26 protein-coding genes are annotated in these 24,074 nt (G+C 68.0%); 6 read left to right on the top strand and 20 right to left on the bottom strand.

What is annotated here, in order from left to right; translation table 11 throughout:
* Positions 1-25 precede the first annotated feature (25 nt).
* The 4 genes from ftsH to pal form a co-directional block, all read right to left on the bottom strand.
* Positions 26-1,945: an ATP-dependent zinc metalloprotease FtsH gene (gene ftsH, locus E8L99_RS23125; RefSeq protein WP_137101767.1), complete on the bottom strand. Its 1,920-nt coding sequence runs from the start codon at positions 1,943-1,945 to the stop codon at positions 26-28.
* Between the two features lie 155 nt (positions 1,946-2,100).
* Positions 2,101-3,171: a tRNA lysidine(34) synthetase TilS gene (tilS, locus tag E8L99_RS23130; RefSeq protein ID WP_168201811.1), complete on the bottom strand. Its 1,071-nt coding sequence runs from the start codon at positions 3,169-3,171 to the stop codon at positions 2,101-2,103.
* Complete coding sequence (gene ybgF / locus E8L99_RS23135) at positions 3,158-4,177, bottom strand: tol-pal system protein YbgF (RefSeq protein WP_137101769.1); 1,020 nt, start codon at positions 4,175-4,177, stop codon at positions 3,158-3,160. Before ybgF ends, tilS begins: the two co-directional genes overlap by 14 nt.
* 128 nt (positions 4,178-4,305) lie before the next feature.
* Complete coding sequence (gene pal / locus E8L99_RS23140) at positions 4,306-4,806, bottom strand: peptidoglycan-associated lipoprotein Pal (RefSeq protein WP_391527506.1); 501 nt, start codon at positions 4,804-4,806, stop codon at positions 4,306-4,308.
* A gap of 686 nt (positions 4,807-5,492) precedes the next feature.
* On the opposite strand from pal, the gene E8L99_RS23145 reads away from it, so the two are divergent.
* Positions 5,493-6,314: an alpha/beta fold hydrolase gene (locus tag E8L99_RS23145; protein ID WP_137101771.1), complete on the top strand. Its 822-nt coding sequence runs from the start codon at positions 5,493-5,495 to the stop codon at positions 6,312-6,314.
* Here E8L99_RS23145 and E8L99_RS23150 read toward each other — a convergent pair.
* Both E8L99_RS23150 and E8L99_RS23155 read right to left on the bottom strand, forming a co-directional pair.
* Positions 6,304-7,683 (bottom strand): MATE family efflux transporter, encoded by a 1,380-nt coding sequence (locus E8L99_RS23150; protein ID WP_137101772.1) that lies wholly within the window; start codon positions 7,681-7,683, stop codon positions 6,304-6,306. The genes E8L99_RS23145 and E8L99_RS23150 overlap by 11 nt on opposite strands.
* 96 nt (positions 7,684-7,779) lie before the next feature.
* Positions 7,780-8,229: a MarR family winged helix-turn-helix transcriptional regulator gene (locus E8L99_RS23155; protein WP_137101773.1), complete on the bottom strand. Its 450-nt coding sequence runs from the start codon at positions 8,227-8,229 to the stop codon at positions 7,780-7,782.
* Positions 8,230-8,353: 124 nt separating this feature from the next.
* Between E8L99_RS23155 and E8L99_RS23160 the strand changes: the two genes are divergently transcribed.
* Positions 8,354-9,790, top strand: a complete 1,437-nt coding sequence (locus E8L99_RS23160) for a hypothetical protein (RefSeq protein WP_137101774.1) — start codon at positions 8,354-8,356, stop codon at positions 9,788-9,790.
* Positions 9,791-9,794: 4 nt separating this feature from the next.
* Here the strand turns inward: E8L99_RS23160 and tolB are convergent, their stop codons facing one another.
* From tolB to ruvB, 7 genes are all read right to left on the bottom strand, one after another.
* Complete coding sequence (gene tolB, locus E8L99_RS23165) at positions 9,795-11,114, bottom strand: Tol-Pal system beta propeller repeat protein TolB (protein ID WP_137101775.1); 1,320 nt, start codon at positions 11,112-11,114, stop codon at positions 9,795-9,797.
* A gap of 60 nt (positions 11,115-11,174) precedes the next feature.
* The gene (tolA, locus tag E8L99_RS23170; protein ID WP_137101776.1) at positions 11,175-12,383 is read right to left on the bottom strand and encodes a cell envelope integrity protein TolA; all 1,209 of its coding nucleotides are present in this window, start codon (positions 12,381-12,383) and stop codon (positions 11,175-11,177) included.
* Between the two features lie 16 nt (positions 12,384-12,399).
* Positions 12,400-12,846 (bottom strand): protein TolR, encoded by a 447-nt coding sequence (gene tolR / locus E8L99_RS23175; protein WP_137101777.1) that lies wholly within the window; start codon positions 12,844-12,846, stop codon positions 12,400-12,402.
* Positions 12,847-12,859: 13 nt separating this feature from the next.
* Positions 12,860-13,597, bottom strand: a complete 738-nt coding sequence (gene tolQ, locus E8L99_RS23180) for a protein TolQ (RefSeq protein ID WP_137101778.1) — start codon at positions 13,595-13,597, stop codon at positions 12,860-12,862.
* A 531-nt stretch (positions 13,598-14,128) separates the two neighbouring features.
* Positions 14,129-14,854, bottom strand: coding sequence for a sulfite exporter TauE/SafE family protein (locus E8L99_RS23185; protein ID WP_137101779.1), 726 nt, complete (start codon positions 14,852-14,854; stop codon positions 14,129-14,131).
* On the bottom strand, positions 14,854-15,306 hold the full coding sequence (gene ybgC, locus E8L99_RS23190) for a tol-pal system-associated acyl-CoA thioesterase (RefSeq protein ID WP_137101780.1): 453 nt from the start codon (positions 15,304-15,306) through the stop codon (positions 14,854-14,856). Before ybgC ends, E8L99_RS23185 begins: the two co-directional genes overlap by 1 nt.
* The gene (gene ruvB / locus E8L99_RS23195) at positions 15,299-16,342 is read right to left on the bottom strand and encodes a Holliday junction branch migration DNA helicase RuvB (RefSeq protein ID WP_137101781.1); all 1,044 of its coding nucleotides are present in this window, start codon (positions 16,340-16,342) and stop codon (positions 15,299-15,301) included. The genes ybgC and ruvB overlap by 8 nt, the downstream gene beginning before the upstream one ends.
* Between ruvB and E8L99_RS23200 the strand changes: the two genes are divergently transcribed.
* Positions 16,323-16,670 (top strand): BrnT family toxin, encoded by a 348-nt coding sequence (locus E8L99_RS23200; RefSeq protein WP_252511202.1) that lies wholly within the window; start codon positions 16,323-16,325, stop codon positions 16,668-16,670. The two genes, ruvB and E8L99_RS23200, sit on opposite strands and share 20 nt — an antisense overlap.
* Positions 16,648-16,890 (top strand): BrnA antitoxin family protein, encoded by a 243-nt coding sequence (locus tag E8L99_RS23205; RefSeq protein ID WP_252511203.1) that lies wholly within the window; start codon positions 16,648-16,650, stop codon positions 16,888-16,890. Before E8L99_RS23200 ends, E8L99_RS23205 begins: the two co-directional genes overlap by 23 nt.
* Before the next feature lie 3 nt (positions 16,891-16,893).
* Here E8L99_RS23205 and ruvA read toward each other — a convergent pair whose 3' ends face one another.
* The 7 genes from ruvA to E8L99_RS23240 all read right to left on the bottom strand — a co-directional run bounded on the left by ruvA (position 16,894) and on the right by E8L99_RS23240 (position 22,373).
* Complete coding sequence (gene ruvA / locus E8L99_RS23210) at positions 16,894-17,511, bottom strand: Holliday junction branch migration protein RuvA (protein ID WP_137101783.1); 618 nt, start codon at positions 17,509-17,511, stop codon at positions 16,894-16,896.
* Positions 17,512-17,713: 202 nt separating this feature from the next.
* Complete coding sequence (locus E8L99_RS23215; protein WP_137101784.1) at positions 17,714-18,430, bottom strand: DNA-3-methyladenine glycosylase I; 717 nt, start codon at positions 18,428-18,430, stop codon at positions 17,714-17,716.
* A 150-nt stretch (positions 18,431-18,580) separates the two neighbouring features.
* Positions 18,581-19,084: a crossover junction endodeoxyribonuclease RuvC gene (ruvC, locus tag E8L99_RS23220; RefSeq protein ID WP_137101785.1), complete on the bottom strand. Its 504-nt coding sequence runs from the start codon at positions 19,082-19,084 to the stop codon at positions 18,581-18,583.
* Between the two features lie 71 nt (positions 19,085-19,155).
* Complete coding sequence (locus tag E8L99_RS23225) at positions 19,156-19,395, bottom strand: cysteine rich repeat-containing protein (protein ID WP_137101786.1); 240 nt, start codon at positions 19,393-19,395, stop codon at positions 19,156-19,158.
* Between the two features lie 12 nt (positions 19,396-19,407).
* Positions 19,408-20,382, bottom strand: a complete 975-nt coding sequence (locus E8L99_RS23230) for a small ribosomal subunit Rsm22 family protein (protein WP_137101787.1) — start codon at positions 20,380-20,382, stop codon at positions 19,408-19,410.
* On the bottom strand, positions 20,379-21,170 hold the full coding sequence (locus E8L99_RS23235) for an SDR family NAD(P)-dependent oxidoreductase (protein WP_137101788.1): 792 nt from the start codon (positions 21,168-21,170) through the stop codon (positions 20,379-20,381). Before E8L99_RS23235 ends, E8L99_RS23230 begins: the two co-directional genes overlap by 4 nt.
* A gap of 204 nt (positions 21,171-21,374) precedes the next feature.
* Entirely contained in the window at positions 21,375-22,373 is a 999-nt protein-coding gene (locus E8L99_RS23240; protein WP_137101789.1) for an NAD(P)H-quinone oxidoreductase, read from the bottom strand.
* A 95-nt stretch (positions 22,374-22,468) separates the two neighbouring features.
* On the opposite strand from E8L99_RS23240, the gene E8L99_RS23245 reads away from it, so the two are divergent.
* Complete coding sequence (locus tag E8L99_RS23245) at positions 22,469-22,657, top strand: DUF1192 domain-containing protein (protein WP_137101790.1); 189 nt, start codon at positions 22,469-22,471, stop codon at positions 22,655-22,657.
* A gap of 797 nt (positions 22,658-23,454) precedes the next feature.
* The gene (rcdA, locus tag E8L99_RS23250) at positions 23,455-23,979 is read left to right on the top strand and encodes a protease adaptor protein RcdA (RefSeq protein ID WP_137101791.1); all 525 of its coding nucleotides are present in this window, start codon (positions 23,455-23,457) and stop codon (positions 23,977-23,979) included.
* Positions 23,980-24,074 lie beyond the last annotated feature (95 nt).

Genomic DNA, 24,074 nt, shown 5'->3' on the forward strand with positions numbered 1-24,074 from the left:
TTTTCCCATTCGAGCAGGCCGAACCTCACGCCTGAGGCTGCGGCTCCAGCCCGTCATCATTGGCCGGACGGCGGCCCTTGCCGGCGGTCGGCACGGCCGATCCGCGGCCCTGGCCCCGGTCGGTCTCGGCCTCGCGCGCCGGCGGCTTGCCGATCAGCAGGTCCTTGATCTCGTCGCCGGTCAGCGTCTCGTATTCGAGCAGCGCCTCGGCCACCGTGATGAAGGCATCGTGGTTCTCGGTCAGGATCTGCTTGGCGGTGACATAGCCCTCATTGACCAGGCGCTGCACTTCGCTGTCGATCTTCTGAGCCGTGGACTCCGAGATGTTCTGCTGCTTGCCCATCGACATGCCCAGGAACACCTCTTCCTGGTTGTCGCCATAGGCCACCATGCCGAGCTCCTCGGAGAAGCCCATGCGGGTCACCATGGCGCGCGCCATCTTGGTTGCCTGGTCAATGTCGCCGACGGCGCCGGAGGTGACGTTCTCCTTGCCGAAGGTCAGCTCCTCGGCCACGCGCCCGCCCATGGCGACCGCGAGATGCGAGGTATATTCCTTGTACTTCATCGAGTAGCGGTCGCCCTCGGGCAGGAACTTGACCATGCCGAGCGCGCGGCCGCGCGGGATGATGGTTGCCTTGTGCACCGGCAGGCCGGCGGGCACCTTCAGGCCGACGATCGCGTGACCGGCCTCGTGATAGGCGGTCAGCTTCTTCTCTTCCTCCGACATCGCCATCGACCGGCGCTCAGCGCCCATCATGACCTTGTCCTTGGCGTCCTCGAGGTCGGCCATGGTCACCATGCGCTTGCTGCGCCGGGCGGCCAGCAGGGCACCCTCGTTGATCAGGTTCATCAGGTCCGCACCCGAGAAGCCGGGCGTGCCGCGGGCGATGATCTTGAGGTCGACATCGGGAGCCAGCGGCACCTTGCGGGCATGAACCTTGAGGATCTTCTCGCGGCCGTTGACGTCCGGGTTCGGCACGACGATCTGGCGATCGAAGCGGCCGGGACGCAGCAGGGCGGGATCCAGCACATCGGGGCGGTTGGTCGCCGCGATGATGATGATGCCCTCGTTCGGCTCGAAGCCGTCCATCTCGACCAGAAGCTGGTTCAGCGTCTGCTCGCGCTCGTCATTGCCGCCGCCGAGGCCAGCGCCGCGATGGCGGCCGACAGCGTCGATTTCGTCGATGAAGATGATGCAGGGCGCGTTCTTCTTGGCCTGCTCGAACATGTCACGCACGCGGCTCGCGCCGACGCCGACGAACATTTCGACGAAGTCCGAACCGGAAATGGTGAAGAACGGCACATTGGCCTCGCCCGCCACCGCCTTGGCGGTCAGCGTCTTACCCGTGCCGGGCGGACCGACCAGCAGGCAGCCGCGCGGGATGCGGCCGCCGAGCCGCTGGAACTTCTGCGGATCGCGCAGGAACTCCACGATCTCCTGCAGGTCCTGCTTGGCCTCGTCGATGCCGGCAACGTCCTCGAAGGTGACGCGGCCATGGGCCTCTGTCAGCAGCTTCGCCTTGGACTTGCCGAAGCCCATGGCCTTGCCGCCCGCGCCCTGGATCTGGCGCGACATGAAGATCCACAGGCCGATCAAGAGGATGACCGGGAACCACTGGGCGAGGAGCGCCACGAACCACGGAACCTGCTCGCCGGGCGGGCGGGCCTGGACCTGCACGCCCTTGTCGAACAGCTTCTGCGTCAGGCCGGGGAACGGCGGCGCATAGGTCTGGAAGGTCCGGCCATCAGTGAAGTGGCCATTGACCTCGGGGCCCTGGATCGTGACGTCGCGCACGCGGCCCGCATCAACCTCGGTGAGGAATTGCGAGAACGGCATGTCCGAAGCCCCTTGCCGCGTCTGCGGGCTCTGGAACAGCGTGAACAGCGCCAGCAGAAGCAGGACGATGATCACCCAGAGGGCGAGATTCCGGAAATTGGAGTTCATCGCGGTCTTTCTCCGGGGTCATGTCGCGCGGGCAACGCCGAAGTGGCGCGCCTCGTCCGTGCGGAAAACGGCAGGACCCGTATCTATGCGTAATGTAGGTTCGCTGTCCGACCTTGCCAAGGAGCGCGGCCTGCGAGATTGCGCTTCTCTTCGCGCTAACTGCCCGATGCGTCAATCGATCCTTGTGGCGGTGCGGCAATGCCGCCAGCGCGGCGCGGCGGTTCACGCGCGATGATCACCCGTCCCTCGGGTGTCACGCTGATCAAGGCGCCTCTGAGCGTCTCCCGATGGGCCATATGGCCGTCGATGGCCATCAGAATGGTGCCGGACAGCATTTCGATCGCGTCCAGCCGCTCGGCAATGGCGGGGTCGCCGGCTTCGGCCAGGGCGATCGACAGCAGCATCTGGATGGTCGCCAGCGGCTGATCGCGCCATTTGGTCGCATCGAAGACCTGCGCTCCCGGCACGATCGAGGCCATCCGGCTCGCCTCGGCAAGCGCCGAGGCCCCGTGGCGCAGCGCCTCGTCGACCATCCGCATGCGCCCGGCGAGGATCGCGAGGCGCTCGGCATCGAGCCCCTCGCCTTCCAGAGCTGCGAGCAGTTTCCGCATGCGCACCCGCGCAAACCGGTCGTCGGCATTGGAGGGATCGAGCACCGGCGTCAGGCCCTGGGCCTCGGCGGTGGCGGCCAGCCGCTCGCCGCGCTCCCACAGGAACGGCCGGACGATGACCACGCCGTCGCGCGGGCTTTCCGCCGCCATCGCCTTCAGCCCGAGCGGACCGGAGCCGCGGGTCAGCCGCATCATCACGGTCTCGGCCTGATCGGTGATCGTGTGGGCGGTCATCACGAGGCGGGCGCCGACGGTGCGGGCATGGTCGGCAAGCAGACTGTAGCGGGCGGCACGCGCCGCCTCTTGCAGGCCGGCCGATGGCTTGTCGCCGGTCCAGGCCAGCGTCGCAGCCTCTAGACCAAGCGCGGTGGCGGACTGCATCACGGCGGCGCATTCATCGGCGGACGCAGCGCGCAGCCCATGGTCGACGCTTGCGACATGAAGGACGGGTCCGGAGCCGAGAGCGGCGCGCCAGCGGGCGGCGGCGGCCATCATGCCCATCGAGTCAGGCCCGCCGGACACGGCGAGGACGAGGGCGGGCTCGGCGGAGAAGCGATCGAAAAGGTCGGAAAGCTCGGAATCGGCGAAAGGCGCGACCGGCTCAGCAGCTGGCACGGCGCTGCTCGTTGGCCACAGCCTGCTTGGTCTGCTGGCCGGCATTGGGAAATTTGCGGTTGAACTCGGCATAGGCGGCGCAGGCGGCCTCGCGCTCGCCGAGCGCGTTCAGCGACTGGCCGAGCCGGAGCAGGCTGGAGGGCGCGCGGGCGGAGCGCGGATAATCGGTCGAGACTTTCAGGAACTGCTCGGCGGCTTCGCGATACTGGCGGCGCAGATACATGGTCTCGCCGAGCTGATGGGTGGCGTCGCCCACCAGCCGGTCCCGCGGATGGGCCGCCAGGAATCCGCGCAGCGCGATTTCCGCCTGCTCGTATTCGCGCCGGTTCACCATGGCGGTCGCCTGATCATATTCCTGGCGCGGCGATGACGCGATGATCGGCTGCGTGCCGCTCGGTCCAAGCGTCGGCGGCTGAGCACCGCCACCGGCAGGTCCCCGCGGCTCGAGCGAGGGATCGGCGGCCACCTGGCCGGACAATTGGCCAAGATCGAGCGGCTGGGCAGCGCCCCCCGCTCCGCCCGGCTGGGCGCCACCGGCAACCCGCGGCGGGGCCGCATTGGCGCCGGGAATGCCGCCGAGATCGCGCGGCTGACCGGGCGCTGCCGGCTGGGCCGAGGGATCGAAGGCGTCGGAACGCCGGCCAGGCTGCTGCTGGGCGGGTGCGCCGCCCGGCTGGGCCGGACGGGCCTGGCCCGGACGGGCAGCCCCGCCGCGCTGGCTCTCAAGCTCGTTCAGCCGGAATTCGAGATCGGCCTGTGTGCGCCGCTGCTGGTCCTCCAGCTGGCGGATGCGGAACTGCGATTGCTCCAGCATGCCGTTCATCGACCGGATCTGCGCTTCCAGCCGCTGGATGCGATCGATCAGGTCGGCACCTGACTGCGCCTTCGCCGGCAGGCCCGCCGCCGCGAGCACGACGCCCGCCAGCACGATCGCCGCCGTCAGTTCGAACCGGATCCAGGCCTTCAATGCCCGACCGAACGTCATTGCCGCCCCCTTGTTGGTCATCTCAACTATCAAGCGTGGAGTTGGGCCAGATTTTGGCCGGCTTCAAGCAAAATACAGCACCGCCAAGCAAAAACGGCGCCCGGTTGACCGGGCGCCGCCTGATACGGGGCTATGCGGCCCGATCTCGATCAGGAGCCGGCGCCGCCCGACAGGACGGTGACCGCGCGGCGGTTCTGCGACCAGCACGAGATATTGTCGCAAACCGCCACCGGGCGCTCCTTGCCGTAGGAGATGGTGCGGATGCGCGCCGTCGACAGGCCGCGAGCGGCGAGATAGTCGCGCACCGTCTGGGCGCGGCGGGCGCCAAGCGCGATGTTGTATTCGCGGGTGCCGCGCTCGTCGGCATGACCTTCGACCGTGAACGAATAGCGGTTGTACTGCTGCAGCCAGGTCGCCTGCTTGTCGAGGGTCGCGCGCGCCGTGCCGGTGAGCTCCGACGAGTCGCTTTCGAAGAACACGCGGTCGCCGACATTGACGACGAAGTCCTGCGGGCTGCCGGGCGTTGCCGCCCCTGCGCCACCGGCGCCGCCGCCGGCAGTGTTGGCGGGATTTTGAGCACAGGCGCCGAGCGCCAGGCCCACCAGCATAAGGGCGGCAAACTTCATGTTGCGCCCAAGAGCCATGGACATCATTGGGGGTCTCCTTGACCAGAAACGTAGGCGTTCCTTTACCAGTCTGGGGGTTAAGCGAACCTTCCCTTCGGTCTTCGGCTTGTCCGCAACTTGGCGACGAAGCCTTGACACCTGGGGCAGTTCTCTTCAGCCAAACGACTGATAAAGCGGGACAATTCACAAACGGTCGGGCCGTGAGGCGCAAAATCCTCACCGCCCGACCATTCGTCGGGATGGTCAACTGCCGGTTAACAGGAGCCCCATCCCCATCGGTGCGGCCGTCTTGATGACCGTTTCGACCCCTACGGCATCGCGGCGGAGCGTGACCAGAAAGTGGCAGCCGGGTGGCCGCGCAATGAACATGCCCTGCCTGGTCAACCCTTTAGCTACCTGTTGCCGATGGGCAACAGTGCCGGCCCGCCGCTGCAAGGCCAGGGGCGGCTAGAGCGTTCTATTGGGAGCAGATGGCGGAGACTTCGACCCTGTCACCCCACCCCGACCCTCCCCTCAATGAGGGGAGGGAGTTGGATCGCGCCCAGAGGATAGAGCCCGCCCTGAGCGATGGCGCGGCGCTTCCCCCTCCCCTCGGCGAGGGGAGGGTCGGGGTGGGGTGAACCGCGCCATCCCGTCGGAACGCTGACTGTCGGACCGGCCGCCTCTCGTGTAACGTCAGCCCGTCGACGCACCGCCTGCCCCTTGTGCTCATGCCGCATCTGACGCTCACCAACGGCCGCAAGCTCTTCTACGCCGAGGCAGGCGCCGGCGATCCGCTGATTCTCGTGCACGGCTCGCCCGGCGAGCACCGCATGTGGGGCAAGGTGGTGGAGCATCTCAGCCCCCGCTTCCGTCTGCTCATGCCGGACCTGCCGGGCCATGCCTCTTCCGATCCCATGCCTGCCGGCGAGGATATCTCGACGCCAGCGACAGCCGAGGCTCTGGCCGAACTGGTCGATTTCGCCGGACAGCCGGTCTGGATGGCCGCCCATTCCTATGGCGGCAACATCACGCTCCACGCCGCCGTCCGGCGGCCGGGCCAGGTGCGCGGGCTCGCCCTGTTCGAGCCGGTCTTCTTCCAGGCCCTGAAGCTGGCCGGCGAGCAGGAGACCTATGAATCGGCAAGGCGCTTCTTCACCCTCTATGCCGACCGCGTGCTGGCCGGCCGGATCGAGGCTGTCGCCGACCTGATCGACTACTGGTTCGGCCCGGGCGGCTTTGCCCGCCTGCCGCAGGAGGTGAAGGACTATGTCCAGGCCGCCGCCCCCGGCGACACCCGCGACATTACGGCAGCCTTTTCCGATCCGATGACGAAAGAGGATCTGGCCGGCCTCGCCATCCCCGTGCTGATCGCGACCGGGGCTGCCAGCCCGCCGGTCGCCCCCGCCATCGCCAAGGCGCTGTCGCGGCTGCTGACCGATGTGCGCTCCTCTACGGTCGGCAGCGCGACCCACGGCCTGCTGGCAAGCCACCCGGTGGTGGTCGCCAAGCTGATCCAGATGGTGGCGAAACCGAAGGCGCCTAGCCCCTGACGCCGCCCCAGCGCGTTCGGGCGATCGCGTAGGCGGTCGCCAGCCCGTAGACCACCATCGACACACCGACGAGCGCGAACATCATCCATTGCGGCTGATCGGTCGCGACCAGCCACCAGCCGCCAAGCGCCACCGTGATCAGGCGCGCCGAACCGGCGAGCACCGGGCCCAGCACCCGTCCCGCACCCTGCGCCGCGAAATAGAGGCAGAGACCGAGCCCGTAGAAGCCGAAGGCCGGGCCGGCCCAGACGAGATAGCTGCGCGCCGATTCAATCACCGCGAGATCCGTCGTGAAGAGCCTTGCCCAGGCGGTCGGCATCAGCCAGCCGGCAAGGCCGATCGTGCCGGTGATCAGGAAGGCCATGAGCCCGCCAGTCCAGGCGGCGCGGCGTGCGCGATCCGCCTGACCCGCGCCGATCGCGGTGCCGACCATCGGCACCAGCGACACGCCGACCGCGAAGGTGAAGGGGATGAGCAGGAATTCGAGCCTTGAGCCGATGCCATAGCCGGCAAGCGCCGCCTCGCCGAAGCGCGCGACGAGGCGCGTCAGCACCAGCACGGTGAGCACCGACTGGAACGACGACAGACAGGCGAGCGCGCCGACCCGCAGGATGTCCATGAAATGGTCGGGCCGGAACCGCACGCCGGAGAAGGACAGCGCGATGCGGCTCTTGCCCGACATCAGATAGACGAAGAACCAGGCGGCGCCGGCGCCATAGGCGAGGACCTGCCCGAGCCCCAAGCCCAGCATGCCGAGACGCGGGAACGGCCCGAGCCCAAGCGACAGCGTGCCGCCGAGCACAACCTGCAAGGCGGCTACCGCCACCAGTGTGGTCGAGGGCAGCCGCATGTTGCCGGAGCCGCGCACGACGGAAGCGAGCAGGTTGCACAGCCAGACCGCGACAATGCCGGCAAACAGCGTGTTGGAGAGCAGCAGCGCCTGTTCGAGCGCCGCGCCCGCCCCGCCGAGCGCCACATAGATCTGTCGGCCGAACAGCAGGAACAAAGCCGACAGGCTGAGACCCGCGCCAACTGCGATCAGCACGGTGTGGACCGCCAGCGACCGCGCCCGCGCCTCGTCGCCAGCGCCGAGCGCCCGCGAAATCGCCGACGACACGCCGCCGCCCATGGCGCCGGCCGACATCATCTGCTGCAGCATCACCATCGGAAAGACCAGCGCCATGCCGGCGAGCGCCGGAATGCCGAGCAGGCCGACATAGACCGTCTCGGCCACCGCCACTGCGGCGGTCGCCACCATGGCCATCATGTTGGGAATGCTCAGCCGGATGATGGTCGGCAGGATCGGCCCGGCCAGCAGCGGATGGACCGGCTTGCCGGCAAAGGCGGGGGAGGCATTGGCTGCGGTCATGGCGTCATCCGGTGGGCGCGGCAGGCGGGAAAACGGCAGTGGGGTTCGGCTGCATATGCAGATAAGCGGAGGTGTCGGGGATGACCGGGGCGGCCATCAGGCGCTCAGGCGCGCAAGCGCCGTGTCGAGCGCGTCGGTGAGATCGGCGAGATGGACCGGCCCCAGCGCCGCGGCCACCTGGGCCTGCGCGCGCTCCCAGCCGGGCCGGGCCGCCCGCAGCGCCTGCCGGCCCTCCTCCGTCAGCGTCAGCCGGCGGGCGCGGCGATCGTTCGGATCGGGCGCCTGGGCGACCAGCCCGCGCCGCTCCAGCGGCTTCAGGCCGCGCGTCAGCGAGGTCGGGTCCATGACCATCCGCTCGGCGAGCTGGCCGATCGACACGCCGTCGAGACTGCGCAGCTGGGCGAGAATGCCGAACTGCGTGACGGTCAGGCCATAGGGCTCGATATGCTGGTCATAGATCTGCGACACCCGCCGCGCCGCCTTGCGGACGCGTGCGCAGGTGCAGGCGGACGGCGAGGCGATGAGGGGAAGCGCTGGATCGGGCATGGATGCAGATTGGCTGCATATGCAGCCTTCTGCAAGGAATGCCCCCTGCCCGCTGCTTGCATGGGTACCCGCTCAGCCGTAACCTCCAGTTCGGGCGACGGATCAATCGACAGGGCACACGACCATGCGTCTTGCCTTCCGCCTTCTGACCACGGTTCTGCTGTTCTGGCTCGCCACGGGCGCGGCGCGGGCGGCCGCGCCGGTTTGCCGCCACACGCCGGACATCGTCGCCACCGCCGAATTCCTGCTGGTCGATCCGAGGAGCGAGCAGCGCTTCTGGCGCGATCACTTCGGCAGCGACGCCGCTTTCCTGATGATCCGCCACGGCGATCTCTCTCCCGAACGTGGCAGACGGCTGATCGACGAGCTTGGCCGCCGCGCCAAGCCGCCGCAGCGCATCGAGGACTTGCGGCTGGCCTTCATGGACCCGGCCGAGCGGCTGGCCACACTGGGCGCAGGGCCGCCCAATGCGCCGGCGCCACCGGGCGGCCTGTCCGCCGCGCGCGCCTTCATCGTCGATGGCCAGGAAGACCAGCTGTTCCGCGAGCTGGCCCGCCGCGCGGCCCTGCCCGAGGTGACCGCCAATCTCGTCACCAGCTTCCAGGTGATGCTGGCCCGCGCCCTCGGCGATCTCGACGACGCCACCCGCACCCGCGCCGCCGGCAAGGCGGAAGCCCATGGCCTGTGGGCGCTCGCCCTCGATCTTGTGGCCCTCAACAGCGATCCCGGCGACTGGCTCGGCCTCCTCCGGCGCTCGCCGCTGAATCCGGCGACACCGGATCAGCTCGTCCAGCACTTCACGCCGCTCTGGCGCGGCCATGTCACGCTCCGCCCGAGGCCCTATTCGCTCGACAGCCTGCCGCCGGAGCTGCGCGCCGCAGCCAAGGTGCTCCAGGCGCGGCGGTCGCCGCAGACGGGCAGCATCGATGCGGTGACCGAGCTGGCGCGCGTGGCCCCGCGCACCCAGACCCTGCTGACCCTGCTGAACCAGACCGGCGAAGCCCGTCTGGGCTCCGAGGTGGCAGCGCCGTTGCTGGCAGCGATCCGCGCCGGGCGCATCGATCCGGCCGAAGACGACGACAAGCTGCGCGCGATGCTTTTCACCGGCGTGGCGCAGGTGCTGGGGCTCGCCACGGCGCGCGGCCAACTGGCCACGTTCAGGGGCTCGCCCGACGGCGACCCGAACGAAACCGCGCTGCTGGCTCTGGAGCGGGCGGTCGCGCGGGAAATGCTCGCAGGCTTCGTGCGCGGCGAGCAGCCGGCACCTCCCCGCCATCAGCTCCTGTCACCGGGCTTCGACTGGGATGGCTGGCTGGCCACGGCCACGGCGATCCGCGCCGGCCAGGCACCGGCCGAGAGCAATCGCGCCATCGCGGTCGAACTGCTGCAGGCAGCCGGCCGGCCTGCCGAAGCGCTCGGCGTGCTGCGCGCCATGGGACCGACCGACGAGGCGCGCCGACATGCTCATGTGATGTTGCTCGCGCTCGACCAGCGCTGCGCGAAGTTGCTCTCGCCGCCGCTGCCGCTCGGCCAGGTGATCTATCGGTTCGAGCCGCGCTGACGCCTCAGCCCAGCTTCGGGCCCCAGGCCGGATCCGACGCAAACGACGGCGTCGGCACGACGTTCTCGGCACGCGCGAAGATGTCGGACTGGTAGATCTTCGGGCCGCCGCCCTGGTCGCGGAAGAACATCACGAACAGGCCGTTCGGCGCAAAGGTCGGGCCCTCGTTGTGGAAGCCGGTGGTGAGGATGCGCTCGCCCGAACCATCCGGCTTGACCACGCCGATCGAGAAGCCCTCCGAGCTCTGCCGGGTGAAGGCGATGAGATCGCCGCGCGGCGACCAGACCGGCGTCGAATAACGGCCCTGGCCGAAGGAGATGCGGTTGGCGCCACCACCGCCCGCCCCCATCACATAGAGCTGCTGGGTGCCGCCGCGATCGCTCTCGAACACCATCTGCCGGCCGTCCGGCGAATAGGACGGGCCGGTATCGATGGCCGTGCCGTCGGTCAGCCGCACCGCGCTCTTGGAGCGCAGGTCCAGCGAATAGATCGACGACGAGGCGCCCTGCTGCAGCGACAGCACGATGCGCTGGCCATCCGGCGAGAAGCGCGGCGAGAAGGTCATGCCGGGGAAATTGCCGACCTGCTCGCGCTGGCCGGTCTCGATGTTCAACAGGAACACCCGGGGCTCACCGCCATTATAGGCCATGTAGGTGATGTCCTGGGACGACGGCGAGAAGCGCGGCGTCAGCACCAGGTCGCCGCCGCGGGTGAGGTAGCGCACATTGGCGCCGTCCTGATCCATGATGGCGAGACGCTTCTGCCGGCGATCCTTCGGGCCGGTCTCGTCGATGAACACCACGCGGGTGTCGAAATGGCCCTTCTCGCCGGTCACCCGCTCGAAGATCTGGTCCGACACGAGATGGCCGATGCGCCGCCAATTGGCTTCCTGGGTGGCAAATTGCTGGCCATGCAGCTGGGTGCCCTGGGCTACGTCCCACAGGCGGAACTCGACGCGCGAACGGCCATCGGCGCCACGCCCGGCACGGCCCGTGACGACGCCGGCGGCACCCGCCCGCTGGAACCGCGCGAAGGCCGGCGGCTGATCGGCATCCACCGGCTGGTCGCCATAGGACTGGCGATCGACGATGCGGAAGAAGCCCGAGCGGCGCAGATTGTTCTCGATCACGCCGGTGATGTTGCGGCCCATATCGCCCTCGCCGCCCAGATTGGGAATGGCGATGGGGAAGGGCTGCACCTGGCCGCGCCGGATATCGATCACCGGCGGCGAGCTCTGGGCGCGCGAGTAAGGCGCGAAAAGCGGAGTGCTGGCGATCGTGGCGCCAGCGGCGAGGACAGTGCGGCGGTTGAACATCTGGGTCATCATCGGTCTCGGCGGCTCGGACGGGGTCGCGCACTCATGTCTCAGAGGCATGACGACGTCTCAGCGCATCTCCTTCGGATCGAAATTCAGGACAACATCGCGCCACGTATCGTAGCGCTCGCGCGGCAGGCGCACGCCGCCTTCGGCCGAGCAGCGCATGACGGCGCGCACGGCGGAATTGGCCAGCACCTGGAAATTGCTGTCGCCGCGGGGGTTCTGCACCTCGGGGCGGGCGGACACGGTGCCATCGGGATTGAACGAAATGCGCAGGCGCACCGCCGGGCTGTCGCCCTCGCGCGCCGCGATCGGGATCTCCCAGCACCGTTCCACCCAGGCGCGGATGGCGTCGCTCTCGCGGCCTGAAATGCGCGCGGCGGCGCCGGTCGCCGTGCCGAGCGAGGCGGTGCGCATCGGCGCGGAGGCGCCCGTTGCTTCCGTCCGGCTCGCCTGGCGGCGGTCATTGGCCTGGGTCTGGCTGGTGTTCAGCCGGGCAGCGATGGAATTCGGATCGAAGGCGCGCGCATTGGCGCGCTCCTGGCGCTGCCGCTCGGCGCGTTCGGCGGTCTCGCGCTGTTCGCGCTCACGGCGTTCGCGGGCCTCGCGGACCTGACGCTCACGCTGCTCGCGTTCCTGCTTCTCGCGGGCTTCGCGCTGCTCGCGCTCCCGCTGTTCGGCCTGGCGCTGCTGCTCCTGGCGGCGTTGCTCGTCACGACGGCGCTGCTCGGCCTGGCGCTGCTCAGCCTGGCGCTGCTGCTCTTCCTCGCGCTTCTTCTGCGCCTGGATCTCCGCCTCACGGGCGGCCAGATCCTCGCGCACCTCCTGCGCCGACGGGGTCGGACGGGGCTGCGGCTGGGGCGGGGTCGGCGGCGGCGGCTGGACGGCTGCGACCTGGGCCGGGCGCGGGGCTGGCGGCGGCGGTTCGGCAGCCTCCGGCGCCGGCTGGGGCACCGGCGGACGCGGGGTCGGCGGCGGCGGCAATTGCACGTTCTGCACGCGCTCGCGGGCAACCGGCGTATTCGGATCGTCGGGCGTCGGGCGCTCGTCGGGGGTCTGGCGGTCGACCACGCGCTGCGGCGTCGGCGTCTGCTGGCCCCGGCGTTCGCCGCGGGTCGACTGGGCCGGCTCGTCGGACACGATCTCCACCGGCACGCTCTCGCCCTCCTCGGGCTTGGGCGTCGATGTCAAAAAGCCGAACAGGGCCGCGGCGACGAGCATCAGATGCGCGCCGACCGAGATCCCGTAACCGACCTTTTGCGGATGGAGAGCCACTGCCTCAGCCTGCCTTTCAGCGCGCGGCGCGTTCGGTCGCGACCAGCGCGACCTTGGTGAAGCCGCCGCCCTTCAGCTGCGACAGCACGTCCATGATGGCCTGGTAATTGGCGGCGGCATCGCCACGCACGAAGATGCGTTCCTCTGCGCCGTTCTGCGCGGTGGCGCGCACGCGCTCGACCAGCTGGGCTGAATCGACCTTGTCCTCACCGACATAGATCTCGCCGTTCTGCCTGACGGAGACCGTGATCGGCGGCTTGTCCTGCTGGGCCGCACGGGCGGACGCCTGCGGCAGGTCGATCGGCACCGACACGGTCATCAGCGGTGCTGCCACCATGAAGATGATCATCAGCACCAGCATCACGTCGACCATCGGCGTGATGTTGATCTCGTTCATGACGAAGGCGCGCCTGCGCCTGCGGCCTGAGCCGCGGCCACCGCCGCCTGCGAGTTGTGCTCCCATGACCGGTCCGTCCTCAGGCTGCGCGCTGGTCGTAGGAAGCCGGCCCGCCCTGCTGGTCGATCTGACGCGACAGGATGGCGGCGAATTCGTCGGCAAAGCCCTCGAGGCGGTTGGCGATCTTGTTCACCTCGCCGGCGAGCTTGTTGTAGGCGATGGTGGCGGGGATCGCGGCAACCAGGCCGATGGCGGTGGCAAACAGCGCTTCCGCGATGCCCGGCGCGACAACGGCCAGCGACGTGTTCTTGGAAATGGCGATCGCCTGGAAGGCGGTCATGATGCCCCAGACCGTGCCGAACAGGCCGATGAACGGGCCGGCGGAGGCAACGGTCGCCAGCACCATCAGGCGGGCTTCGAGGCGTTCCACCTCGCGCTGGATGGTGACATTCATCACCCGGTCGATGCGCTGCTGCAGGCCGGCGAACGAGCGCGCCGCCGTCTCATGGCTGCGCTTCCATTCGCGCATGGCGGCAACGAACAGGGCGGCCATGGCGGTCGTCGGCCGCTGGGCCAGCGTCCGGTAGAGTTCTTCCAGGCTCTGGCCCGACCAGAAGACCTGCTCGAAGCGGTCCATCTGGTTGCGCGTGCGCCGGTACATGATGATCTTTTCGACGATGATCGCCCAGACCCAGATCGACGAGGCGATCAGGCCGAGCATCACGGCTTTCACCACCCAATGCGCCTGCATGAACAGGTTCCAGAGCGAGGCGTCGTGGGCGGCGAGGGCTGTCTGCGCTGCATCAGCGGGGTTCATGAGCGGCGATCCTTGTTCGGCACGGGTCCGGCTTCGAGGTCGCAGAACAATTCCCGCCACGGCTGAAGACCCACGGACGGCAGGCGCGATCCCTGATCTTTTGCGCCCAATCGTCCCCTGAAGGGTCGAAATGCCCGTTGAATGTGTCTTGACCGTGGCGCGGAACGTGCATCCGCGTGGTGTCCTACCAAGCCATCATTGAGGTTAATGACGGGTTAGGACTGCACTGCAACATAAAAATGCGTGAGATGCAGGGTTGGCATGGCCGGCGGGTGGGGAATTGCCGACACGCCGCTGCCGGTCCCCTCGCGGAGTTTACCCGCAACCACACTGACGTCACCCCCGGCGAGATGCCGAAGGCGTCGAGGGAAGGGGGTCCAGGGGGCGCTCGTCACACTCTCGCAACCCCGTGGATGGAACGGACCTGGTGGCCCCTGGATCCCCTTCCCTCGCTTCGCTCGCCGGGGATGACGGATGTGCGGGCGGAGCAGTCGAGCGGAGCAGCGGATACTTCCCTAACCTGACCGCCTCTCACCCCCGGATCAGCAGCATCAGCGCGCCGAGCGTCGCGATCGTCAGCATGCCCCAGCGCATGCGCTGCCGGTCGATATGGCGCACGATCAGCGGCGCCAGCCAGTAGCCGATAAGCAGTCCCGGCATCAGCACCCCTGCCCGCGCCACATCGATCCAGCCGAACCGCCCGGCCACCACATGCATGGCGATCATGATCGCATAGGCAATGATCCAGTAGAGCGCGAGGGTTGCGCGGATCTTGGCGGGGTCCTCGCCGGCATAGACGATCCCGATTAGCGGCCCGTGGATGCCCGACATGCCGCCCATCACGCCGGACACGATGCTGGCGCCGGCAATGTCGCGCGGCTGGACCTTCAGCCTGAGGCCCGACAGGGCAAGCCCGACCGCGATCAGGATCATCGCGCCGAACACGCGCGGCAGGTGAACGGGATCGATCCAGACCAGCGCGACGACACCGACCGCCGTGCCGAGCACCAGCCCGAAGGCGCCCCAGCCGATCTCGACCCGGGAGATCAGATGGCCGTTGCCATGGATCATCAGCGGCATGAGCACGAAGGCGCAGCAGACCGCCGGCCCCGGCACCAGCGTCGGCGAGACCAGGGCGAGCAGCGGTATCATCACCAGCGACAGGCCGAGGCCGAGCCCCATCTGCACGAGGGTGGCGAGCGTCATGATGGCGGTGATGGCGGCAAGCTCGCCCGGGCCGAAGCCGAGAAGGGTCATCAGGCAGACGGCGTCATGACGCGGCGGAGCGAGTCCGGAATGCGCATGGGACGGGCACCGGCCACAAAGGCGACGCGCACCTTGGCTTCCACCAGCACTTCGTCGCCGCGCTTCACCTTCTGTTCGAGGTTGAGGGTGGCGCCCTTCACCTCCAGCGTGCGGGTCTCGATAGTCAGAATATCGTCGATCCGGGCGGGGCGCAGGAACTCGATCCCCATCGAGCGCACGACGAAGGCGAAACCGGCCCCGGCCTCTTCCTTCGCCTTGTCGAACAGGTCGCCCTGGGCAACGCCCAATAGGCGCAGGAAATCGGTGCGCCCGCGCTCCATGAAGCGCAGATAGCTCGCGTGATAGACGACGCCGGAAAAGTCCGTGTCCTCGTAATAGACGCGGACGGTCAGATGATGCGTCTCGGCCTCGATATGGCCGGCGAGCGGACGGGGCTCACTCATCCTCGTCGCCCTTGAACAGATGGAATTGCGCGCCCTCGCGGCTGGGTTCGGCGAGGCCCAGATGCTTGAACGCATTGGAGGTCAGAAGCCGCCCGCGCGGCGTGCGCTGCAGAAGGCCCTGCTGGATCAGATAGGGCTCGATGATCTCCTCGATGGCATCGCGCGGCTCCGACAGCGCCGCCGCCATGGTCTCGATGCCGACCGGGCCGCCGCCATAGTTCAGCGCGATGGCCTTCAGATAGCGCCGGTCCATGGCGTCGAGGCCGGCCTCGTCCACCTCCAGCCGGGTCAGCGCCTCGTCGGCGATCTGGCGGGTGATCGTGTCGCTATCCCGATAGACCGCGAAATCGCGGACACGGCGGAGCAGACGGCCGGCAATGCGCGGTGTGCCGCGCGCGCGCCGGGCAATCTCGTTCGCACCATCCGGCGCCATGCCGATGCCGATGACGCGGGCGCCGCGGGTGACGATATATTCGAGCTCGGCGACCGTATAGAATTGCAGGCGGATCGGGATGCCGAACCGGTCGCGCAGCGGCGTGGTGAGCAGGCCCGCACGGGTGGTTGCGCCAACCAGCGTGAACTTGGCGAGATCGATCTTCACCGAGCGCGCCGCCGGTCCCTCGCCAATGATCAGGTCGAGCTGGAAATCCTCCATGGCGGGATAGAGGATTTCCTCCACCGCCGGATTGAGCCGGTGGATCTCGTCGATGAACAGCACATCGCGGTCTTCGAGATTGGTCAGCTGCGCGGCGAGATCGCCGGCCTTGGCGATGACCGGGCCCGAGGTCGAGCGGAAATTGACGCCGAGCTCCTTGGCGAGGATCTGCGCCAGCGTCGTCTTGCCAAGGCCGGGCGGGCCGACGAACAGCACATGGTCCAGCGCCTCGCCGCGGGTCTTGGCAGCCGAGATGAACACTTCGAGATTGGAGCGCGCCTGCGCCTGGCCGATGAATTCGGTCAGCCGCTGCGGACGCAGATGGGTATCCACGTCATCGTCGCGGCGGTCGGGATTGAGGATGCGGCGGGGCTCGGTCATCAATGATTCGCTTGAACGCTCAAATTATTGTATATACGTTTATCCGTCGGTGGACATCTCATACGACGAGAACAAGCGCCAGCGAACCCTCGACGAGCGGGGACTCGATTTCGCGGATGCTATTCTGGTTTTCGATGATGTCCATTTCGATGTCCCCGACGAGCGCATGGACTATGGCGAGCCGAGGATAGCGACTTTCGGAACCCTGCGCGGCCGGATGGTCACGCTGGTCTGGACACCCCGCGGCGCAACCCGCCGCATCATCTCAATGAGACATGCCAATGACCGGGAAAGAGCCCGTTTCGGTGAGCACCTGGGTCGACCCTGACGACGCCCCGGAATGGACCGACGAGATGTTCGAGGCGGCCGATCTCTATCACGGCGAGACGCTGATCCGCCGTGGCCGGCCGAAGAAGCCCAAGCCCAAGGTGCCGGTATCGATCCGCCTGTCGCCGGAGGTGTTGGACGCCTTCAAGGCCGATGGAGCGGGATGGCAGACCCGCATCGACGAGGCGCTGAAGGACTGGCTGGCCAAGAAAGTGGCGTGAGCGTCAGGAGCTCAGTTCCTTCAACCCCAGCCGGATCAGCTGCTGGGTATTGGCCCCCTCGCCGGCCTTCTGCGCCGCGGCATGCACGGCGGCGGCGGCCTGCGGCTGGCCATAGCCGAGATTGGTGAGCGCCGAGATCGCATCCTGGATCGGGCCCGGCGCGCGCTTCTCGTCGACATCGCCGGCAAGCTTCGACAGCATCGGATCGATGTCGGTGAAGCCCGGCGCCTTGTCCTTCAGTTCGGTGACGATGCGCTCGGCAACCTTCGGCCCGACGCCATTGGCGCGTCCGATCGCCGCCTTGTCGCGCAGCGCAATGGCATTGGCGAGGTCGGACGCCTTCAGCGCCGAGAGCACGGACAGCGCCACCTTCGCGCCCACCCCCTGCACGCCGAGCAGCAGGCGGAACCATTCGCGCTCCAGGTCATTGGCGAAGCCGAAGAGCCGGATCATGTCCTCGCGCACCATGGTCTCGATGGAGAGCACAGCCGCCTCGCCCGCCGCCGGCAGCGCCTGCAAGGTGCGCGACGAGCAATGGACGACATAGCCGACGCCATGCACGTCGACGATGACCCAGTCCGGGCCGTAGCTGTCGATCACACCCTTGAGCTTGCCGATCATGCCAAGACCCTATCCCCTCGATGCCGAAAGCCCGCTCTTGCCTCATCCTGAGGTGCGAGGGAGCCTATGCGACCGAGCCTCGAAGGATCGCGCGGGTCAGCGAACGATCCTTCGAGGCTCGGCGTTCCGCCTCGCACCTCAGGATGAGGAACGGAGGGGACCGGCCATCAGATGATCATAGGAGATTCGCGGTCCCTGAGCCTCACTCCTCGCCCATGGCGGCGAGGAGCCGCTCCGGCTCATAGTTCTCACCCACCGACATCGCCAGGATCCGCGAGATATGGACGCGCGGCAGGCCGGTCTCGGCGGCATAGGCGTTGACCGCGCCTTGCACCTTCGCGAGGTCGCCCTTCGAGGTCGGATCGGCCGCGACATCGAGGCCGGCATCGCGCAGCGCCGCGACCATGTCGCCCGAGGTGACGAAGCCGTCGAAGCCAACGAAGCGCAGGAAATATTGGCCTGTCTTGCCGCCGAGCCGCGAGCCCCGCTTGCCCATGAGCGTGGTGAGCCCGATCTGGTCGTCGACGGGCCAGCGGCTGAGGAATTGCCCGAAGGAGCCGTGTTCGGCGGCGATGTCGGCGACGAAGGCCGCGTTCTCGCGCACCGACTTGATCTTCTGCGGATTGCGCACGATGCGGCTGTCGCGCGACAGGTCGTGCCAGAACTCGTCCGGCTGGAACAGCAGCGGCTTCGGCTCGAAACCGAGAAAGGCCTCCTCGAAACCCGGCCATTTCGCGTCGATCACCCGCCAGACGAAGCCTGCCGAGAACACGCGCCTGGCCATCTCGGCGAGGAAGCGCGAATCCGGAATGTCGGCGAGCGCGGCCTGCGGCCGGATCTCGGGCAAGAGCGTGGCGAGCACGGCCTCGCCGCCTTTGCGCTTGGCAGCGCGTGCGCGAATGGTGGCGAAGGGTGTCATGGGTCCCTCTCGTTACACGTCAGACCGCGTTCAAGCGTCATGGCAGGCCTCGTGCCTGCCATCCACGTCTTGGCGTCGGAAAAGGTCAAGGCGTGGATGCCCGGCACATGGCCGGGCATGACGATCTGACAGGAGCAACCGGGCCGAGCCTCACGCCTTCGGAATCCGCGCCCCCGGTCCCCGGTGATGGGCATGGGTCACCGCGATCGCCAGCGCGTCGGTCGCGTCTTCGGTCTTGGGATCGGCCTTGGGCAGCAGGATGCCGATCATCATGGCGATCTGGTTCTTGTCGGCATGGCCCGCGCCGACGATCGATTTCTTGACCTTGTTCGGCTCGTATTCGCCGACCGGCAGGCCGGCCAGCGCCGGCACGACCATGGCGATGCCGCGCGCCTGGCCGAGCTTCAGCGTCGAGATCGGGTCCTTGTTGACGAAGGTGAACTCCACCGCCGCCTCATCCGGCGACCAGGTGCGGATCACGTCCTCGATGCCGCGATGGAGCGTCGCGAGCCGCACCGCAAGCTCCGCCTTGTCGGCCGAGGTGATCGTGCCGCAGGCGACGAAGGCCAGCCGGTTGCCGGTGACGTCGATGACGCCCCAGCCGGTGCGGCGCAGCCCCGGATCGAGGCCCAGAATGCGAATCGTCTCGGACATGGGGGCAGTTGTAGCGCAGTCGGCGAGTGTTCGGCTCGCGCCGGTCTCTGCCGACAGCCCATCGCAGCCAGTCAGCGAAACCCCGCCTCGCGGATCGTCGTGACGCATCCGGAGGCCAGCCGGTTCTGGTTGGCGCGCAGGCAGGCGTTGACGCGGGTCGAATCGCGCCCGGCATCCGGGCAATGGCGGTCGAGATCGGGCTTGCAGGCGCGATAGATCTGCACCTTCTGGCTGAACGAGAGATTGGGCTCCTGGGCGAGCGCCGCGGGCGCGATCAGAGCGAGGCCGGCGATCAGAATGAGACGGGTCATGTCGGGGGCTCCTCAGGTCTCGGTCGGGAAAGCGTCGCCCCAGCCGGTATGGCGGGTCAGTCGCGAGAGGGATTTGTCGCGCACCGGCACGCTGCGATCAACCAGGCCGTCGACCGTGCAGAGCCGGAAGGTGGTTTCCGGCTTGCTGGCTTTCGGCGGGCGCAGCACGCGAGCCTCGGCAGGATGGATCGCGATGCCGGGGCCTGCCACCGCGACATAGGCATAGCGCTCGTCCTCAAAGGGTACGTCGGCGCCCTTGGCAGCCTTGTGCGCCTTCAGCCGCGGCAGGCGGGCGGAGAAATGGCACCAGTCGGGGGCGGCGAGCGGGCACGAGCCGTCATGGGGGCAAGGCGCGATGATGCGCGCTCCGGCCGTGATCAACGCCGCGCGGGCTGACGCGACCACCGCAAAGCCCTGAGGCGTGCCAGGCTCGACGATCACGGTGAGCCCGGTGGACGCCCGGTAGAGCCGGAGCGCTGCGGCTCCCACCTCGGCCGCGGGCAGTTCGTTCAGCGCATAGCCGGCGACGACGAGATCGGCGCTGCCCGCCTCGCCAAGCGAGCGGTCGAGGGATGCCTTGGTGAACCGCGCCTGCGCCAGCACCGGCGCCTGCCCTGCGAGGGTCCGGGCAAGGCCGATCATGCCGTCATGGGCATCGACCAGCGTCGCGGCTTCGATCCCGTCGAACGTGTCGAGCGCCGCCCAGCTCGCCGTGCCGGGTCCGCAGCCGGCATCGATCAGGCTCGCCGGCGCGAACGCTGTGCGCTCCGCCACCTCGTCGAGCACGGCACGGATCGCGGCATAGGTCGCGGGCATGCGCGCCACCGCATAGGCGGCGAGGTCGACGGGTTGGGCCAGCCTGGTGCCACGGCCCGACCGGTAATCGGCTGAGAGCTTCGTCGCGGCCTCGGCCAGCGCCCGGCCGGGATGGCCGGCGGCCAGCGCCTCGATGGCGGATCGGAGCGCTGCCGGCAGCTCGCCGCTCAATCGGCCACCGGGACCGTGTAATTGAGGCCGAGACGGCCACCATCGGCATAGATGGTCTGGCCCGTCACATAGCTCGCCGCGTCGGAGGCGAGGAACACGGCGACCTTGGCGATCTCGTCCGGCTCGCCGAGGCGGCGCAGCGGCGTGCGCGAGAACAGGCGGTGGCGGGCGGTCTTGTCGGTGTTGACGCTTGCCAGCATTTCGGTGGCGATCGAGCCGGGGCCGATGGCATTGACTCGGATGCCCCATTCGGAGAGGCCGAGCGCCATCACATTGGTCAACTGGCTGACGCCACCCTTCGACACGCAATAGGGGATCTGGTTGACGATCGCGAGGCGCGCGTTGACCGAGCTCATGTTGACGATGGCGCCTGGCGTCTTGCCGGCCTTGACCTGCTCGACCATGACCTTGGCGACCGCCTGGCCGACCAGGAACGAGCCCTTCAGGTTGACCCGCAGCACCTTGTCGAAATCGGCCTCGGCGAGATCGAGGAATTCGGCCGAATGCACGATGCCGGCATTGTTGATGAGAATGTCGATCTCGCCGGTGAAGGCCTTTTTCGCACCCTCGACCAGCTTTGCGACCGAGGCGGCATCGCCGACATCGGCGGCGATGAACACGGCCTTGCCGGATTTCGCCAGTTCGGCGGCGGTCGCCTTGCCGGCGTCCTCCATGATGTCGGAGATGACCACGCTCGCGCCCTCGGCGACGAAGCGCTCGGCAATCGCCTTGCCGATGCCGCGCGCGGCGCCCGTGATGATCGCAACCTTGCCGTCGAGCGTGCCCATGTCGGTCCCCGTGCCTGATGATGGTGGGTTCTAGACCAGAATCGATGGGAGCGGGAAGGGCGGGTGCGGATGAGCAGCGATCCTTCGAGGCTCGGGCTTTCAGCCCTCGCACCTCAGGATGAGGTAAGGAGAGATCGTGCCTATCCGTTCCTCATCCTGAGGTGCGAGCGTGAGCGAGCCTCGAAGGACCTCTTCCCTATCCCCTCACACCGTCAGCACGATCTTGCCGATATGCGCATTGGTCTCCATCCGCGCATGGGCCTTGGAGGCCTCGGCCAGCGGATAGGTCGAATCCATCACCACCTTGACCTGGCCAGCCTCCAGCAGCGGCCAGACCTTGGCCTTGAGAGCCTCGGCCAGCGCCGCCTTGAAGGCGAGATCGCGGATGCGCAGGGTCGAGCCGGTGAAGGTGATGCGCTTCAGCATGAGCCAGCGCAGGTCCACCTTCACCTCCGAACCATGCAGGAAGGCGATCTGGACGATGCGGCCATCGGCGGCCACGCAGGCGAGGTTCTTCTGGACATAGTCGCCGCCGACCATGTCGAGGATGAGGTCGACGCCCTTCTTGCCCGTCGCATCCGCCACCGCCTGCACATAGTCGGTCGTACGGTAGTTGATCGCGATATCGGCGCCCAGCGCCTTGGCCGCCGCGCATTTCTCATCCGAACCGGCGGTGGTCAGCACGGTCGCGCCGAAGGCCTTGGCAAGCTGGATGGCGGTGACGCCGATGCCCGATGTGCCGCCATGGATCAGGATGGTCTCGCCGGCCTTCAGGCCGCCGCGGTCGAACACATTGGACCACACCGTGAAGAAGGTCTCCGGCACGCCGGCGGCCTCCGCCATGGAGAGGCCCTTCGGCACGGGCAGCGCATTGGTCTCGTCGACCACGGCATATTCGGCATAGCCGCCGCCGGCCACCAGCGCGCAGACCTTGTCGCCAATGGCGAAGCGCGATGCGCCAGCGCCGAGCGCCACCACTTCGCCGGAAAATTCGAGGCCCGGAATGTCGGACGCGCCCTTCGGCGGCGGATAGCCGCCGGCGCGCTGCAGAACGTCGGGCCGGTTGACCCCGGCCGCGGCGATCCTCACCAGGATCTCGCCTTTGCCCGGCTGGGGCATGGGCCGCGTCTCGGGAACAAGCGCCTCGGGGCCGCCGGGAACCGGAATGGCGATGGCGGTCATGGTGGGGGGAAGCGCGGTCATGGCAATGGTCCGGGTTTCGGGCGTCGGGGGCTTCGGTGTAACCTCGGCGCGGAGGCGGCGCCAGTCCGCCGGATGCGCCAGAGGAGTGATGCGCCATGGATGAGGACCTGCGGCCGCGCCCGAAACCGCCCGCCCATGTGATCGGCCAGGATCTGGCGGCGCTGTCGATCCACGAGTTGAAGGAGCGGGTCGAGGTGCTGAAGGACGAGATCGTCCGGCTCGAGGCGGCGGTGCAGTCGAAATCGGCGAGCAAGAACGCGGCCGACAGCGTGTTCAAGTTCTGAAGGGGCGTTCCAGTGTAGCAGGCCCGCCAACAGGGCCGAAATCGTCCTTGCTGGGCGCGCTCCAGCTCCCCTCCCCCCGCTTGCGGCGGGGAAGGGCATGGGGGTGGGGGGAAGAGTGCGCTGTTTCCGGGGAAGCCCCCCACCCTAACCCTCCCCGCCACTTCGTGGGGGGAGGGTATTGAGTGCGCTTTCGGAACCCCGGTGCAGAAGTGTGAACCACTTTCCAACACACCGGCCGCTGCTCACTGCAACTCCATGTGCCCCTCACCTGCCGTAACGTTAGAATCACGTCATCGCGCTGCGCCAGCCGTGGTTAACGCAGAGTTAACCTTTCCAGATTATCACTGGATACGTTCGGCTTTGCCGGACGCGAGTGGGTCCTGTCCACTTGTTTGACGCCTCCCTGTTAAATCGACTTCAGGGCCGCCTTCGGGCGGCCCTTTTTTCTTGGGGACAAGGGTCGCTCCGAGGCGATGGGAGGCACCCAGGAGGCGACGCCCCGCCTGTCCCTCCCCGGCACCGGGCATTCACCGATCATTAACCCTCAAGGGGTTTCCACAGGGGGTGTCCCGATTTGCAGGTCCCGTCCCGGCGCGATGTCGCTTATGACGGCTGACCCTTCGATTTCCCTCGTCGACCCCGTCCGGACAGCCCAACTGTGCCAGAACGGCACGGAAACGGCTTGGCACCCGGCTTGCTGGTTCAAGGCCAGGCCCTGCGTTTACCTTCGCTTAAGCATTGTCTTTACAGCGAGGGCCAACGTCGGCAGTGATTTGATCCTCAGGAGTTTCCGCGTCATGTCGAACGAACCCGTGCTGTCCGCCGCCGCCCCCACCTTCGCCTTCGGTGCTAGGCTTGCGGCATCGCCGGCCTTCAAGGAGCTGTTCCGCGATGGCATGGGACTGGTGGAAGAGACCGCGGCCTATCTCGACGGCGCAGGCCGCGAGGAGAGCAAGGGGCTGGAGCGCGGCGCGGCGCTGGCCTATGCCACCGAGAGCATGCGTCTGACCACCCGCCTGATGCAGCTGGCCTCCTGGCTCCTCCTGCAGCGCGCCGTCAACGAGGGCGAGCTGACCCAGGAACAGGCCGCCCAGGAAAAGTCGAAGGTCCGGCTGTCGTCGGTCGGCGCACCGACGCCCAGCGCAACGCTCGTCGAACTGCCGCAGTCGCTGCAGGATCTGGTCGCCAAGGCGATGCGGCTGCAGGAGCGCGTGGTTCACATGGACCGCCTGCTGTTCGGCTCGCTGGAAGCCCCGCTCGAGCAGGCAAGCCCCCTCGCCGGCCAGATGGACCGCCTGGCGGCCGCCTTCGGACGCCGCTGAACGGCCTCCCTTTATTTCAGGCGAGCCCCCGCCTATAAGACCGCCGACTTGCAAGCCGGTCTCGCGCGGCGCTTGATCCCAAGCGCTGCCAAGGC

The organism is Phreatobacter aquaticus, assembly GCF_005160265.1.
Classification (GTDB): Bacteria; Pseudomonadota; Alphaproteobacteria; order Rhizobiales; family Phreatobacteraceae; genus Phreatobacter; species Phreatobacter aquaticus.

Bases quoted from the DNA above. Each gene is read 5' to 3' on its own strand.
- ftsH (WP_137101767.1), bottom strand. From the start codon at position 1,945: ATGAACTCCAATTTCCGGAATCTCGCCCTCTGGGTGATCATCGTCCTG.
- ybgF (WP_137101769.1), bottom strand. From the start codon at position 4,177: ATGACCAACAAGGGGGCGGCAATGACGTTCGGTCGGGCATTGAAGGCC.
- pal (WP_391527506.1), bottom strand. From the start codon at position 4,806: ATGTCCATGGCTCTTGGGCGCAACATGAAGTTTGCCGCCCTTATGCTG.
- E8L99_RS23145 (WP_137101771.1), top strand. From the start codon at position 5,493: ATGCCGCATCTGACGCTCACCAACGGCCGCAAGCTCTTCTACGCCGAG.
- E8L99_RS23150 (WP_137101772.1), bottom strand. From the start codon at position 7,683: ATGACCGCAGCCAATGCCTCCCCCGCCTTTGCCGGCAAGCCGGTCCAT.
- E8L99_RS23155 (WP_137101773.1), bottom strand. From the start codon at position 8,229: ATGCCCGATCCAGCGCTTCCCCTCATCGCCTCGCCGTCCGCCTGCACC.
- E8L99_RS23160 (WP_137101774.1), top strand. From the start codon at position 8,354: ATGCGTCTTGCCTTCCGCCTTCTGACCACGGTTCTGCTGTTCTGGCTC.
- tolB (WP_137101775.1), bottom strand. From the start codon at position 11,114: ATGACCCAGATGTTCAACCGCCGCACTGTCCTCGCCGCTGGCGCCACG.
- tolR (WP_137101777.1), bottom strand. From the start codon at position 12,846: ATGGGAGCACAACTCGCAGGCGGCGGTGGCCGCGGCTCAGGCCGCAGG.
- tolQ (WP_137101778.1), bottom strand. From the start codon at position 13,597: ATGAACCCCGCTGATGCAGCGCAGACAGCCCTCGCCGCCCACGACGCC.
- E8L99_RS23185 (WP_137101779.1), bottom strand. From the start codon at position 14,854: ATGACCCTTCTCGGCTTCGGCCCGGGCGAGCTTGCCGCCATCACCGCC.
- ybgC (WP_137101780.1), bottom strand. From the start codon at position 15,306: ATGAGTGAGCCCCGTCCGCTCGCCGGCCATATCGAGGCCGAGACGCAT.
- E8L99_RS23200 (WP_252511202.1), top strand. From the start codon at position 16,323: ATGCGGCGGGGCTCGGTCATCAATGATTCGCTTGAACGCTCAAATTAT.
- ruvB (WP_137101781.1), bottom strand. From the start codon at position 16,342: ATGACCGAGCCCCGCCGCATCCTCAATCCCGACCGCCGCGACGATGAC.
- ruvA (WP_137101783.1), bottom strand. From the start codon at position 17,511: ATGATCGGCAAGCTCAAGGGTGTGATCGACAGCTACGGCCCGGACTGG.
- E8L99_RS23215 (WP_137101784.1), bottom strand. From the start codon at position 18,430: ATGACACCCTTCGCCACCATTCGCGCACGCGCTGCCAAGCGCAAAGGC.
- ruvC (WP_137101785.1), bottom strand. From the start codon at position 19,084: ATGTCCGAGACGATTCGCATTCTGGGCCTCGATCCGGGGCTGCGCCGC.
- E8L99_RS23225 (WP_137101786.1), bottom strand. From the start codon at position 19,395: ATGACCCGTCTCATTCTGATCGCCGGCCTCGCTCTGATCGCGCCCGCG.
- E8L99_RS23235 (WP_137101788.1), bottom strand. From the start codon at position 21,170: ATGGGCACGCTCGACGGCAAGGTTGCGATCATCACGGGCGCCGCGCGC.
- E8L99_RS23240 (WP_137101789.1), bottom strand. From the start codon at position 22,373: ATGACCGCGCTTCCCCCCACCATGACCGCCATCGCCATTCCGGTTCCC.
- E8L99_RS23245 (WP_137101790.1), top strand. From the start codon at position 22,469: ATGGATGAGGACCTGCGGCCGCGCCCGAAACCGCCCGCCCATGTGATC.
- rcdA (WP_137101791.1), top strand. From the start codon at position 23,455: ATGTCGAACGAACCCGTGCTGTCCGCCGCCGCCCCCACCTTCGCCTTC.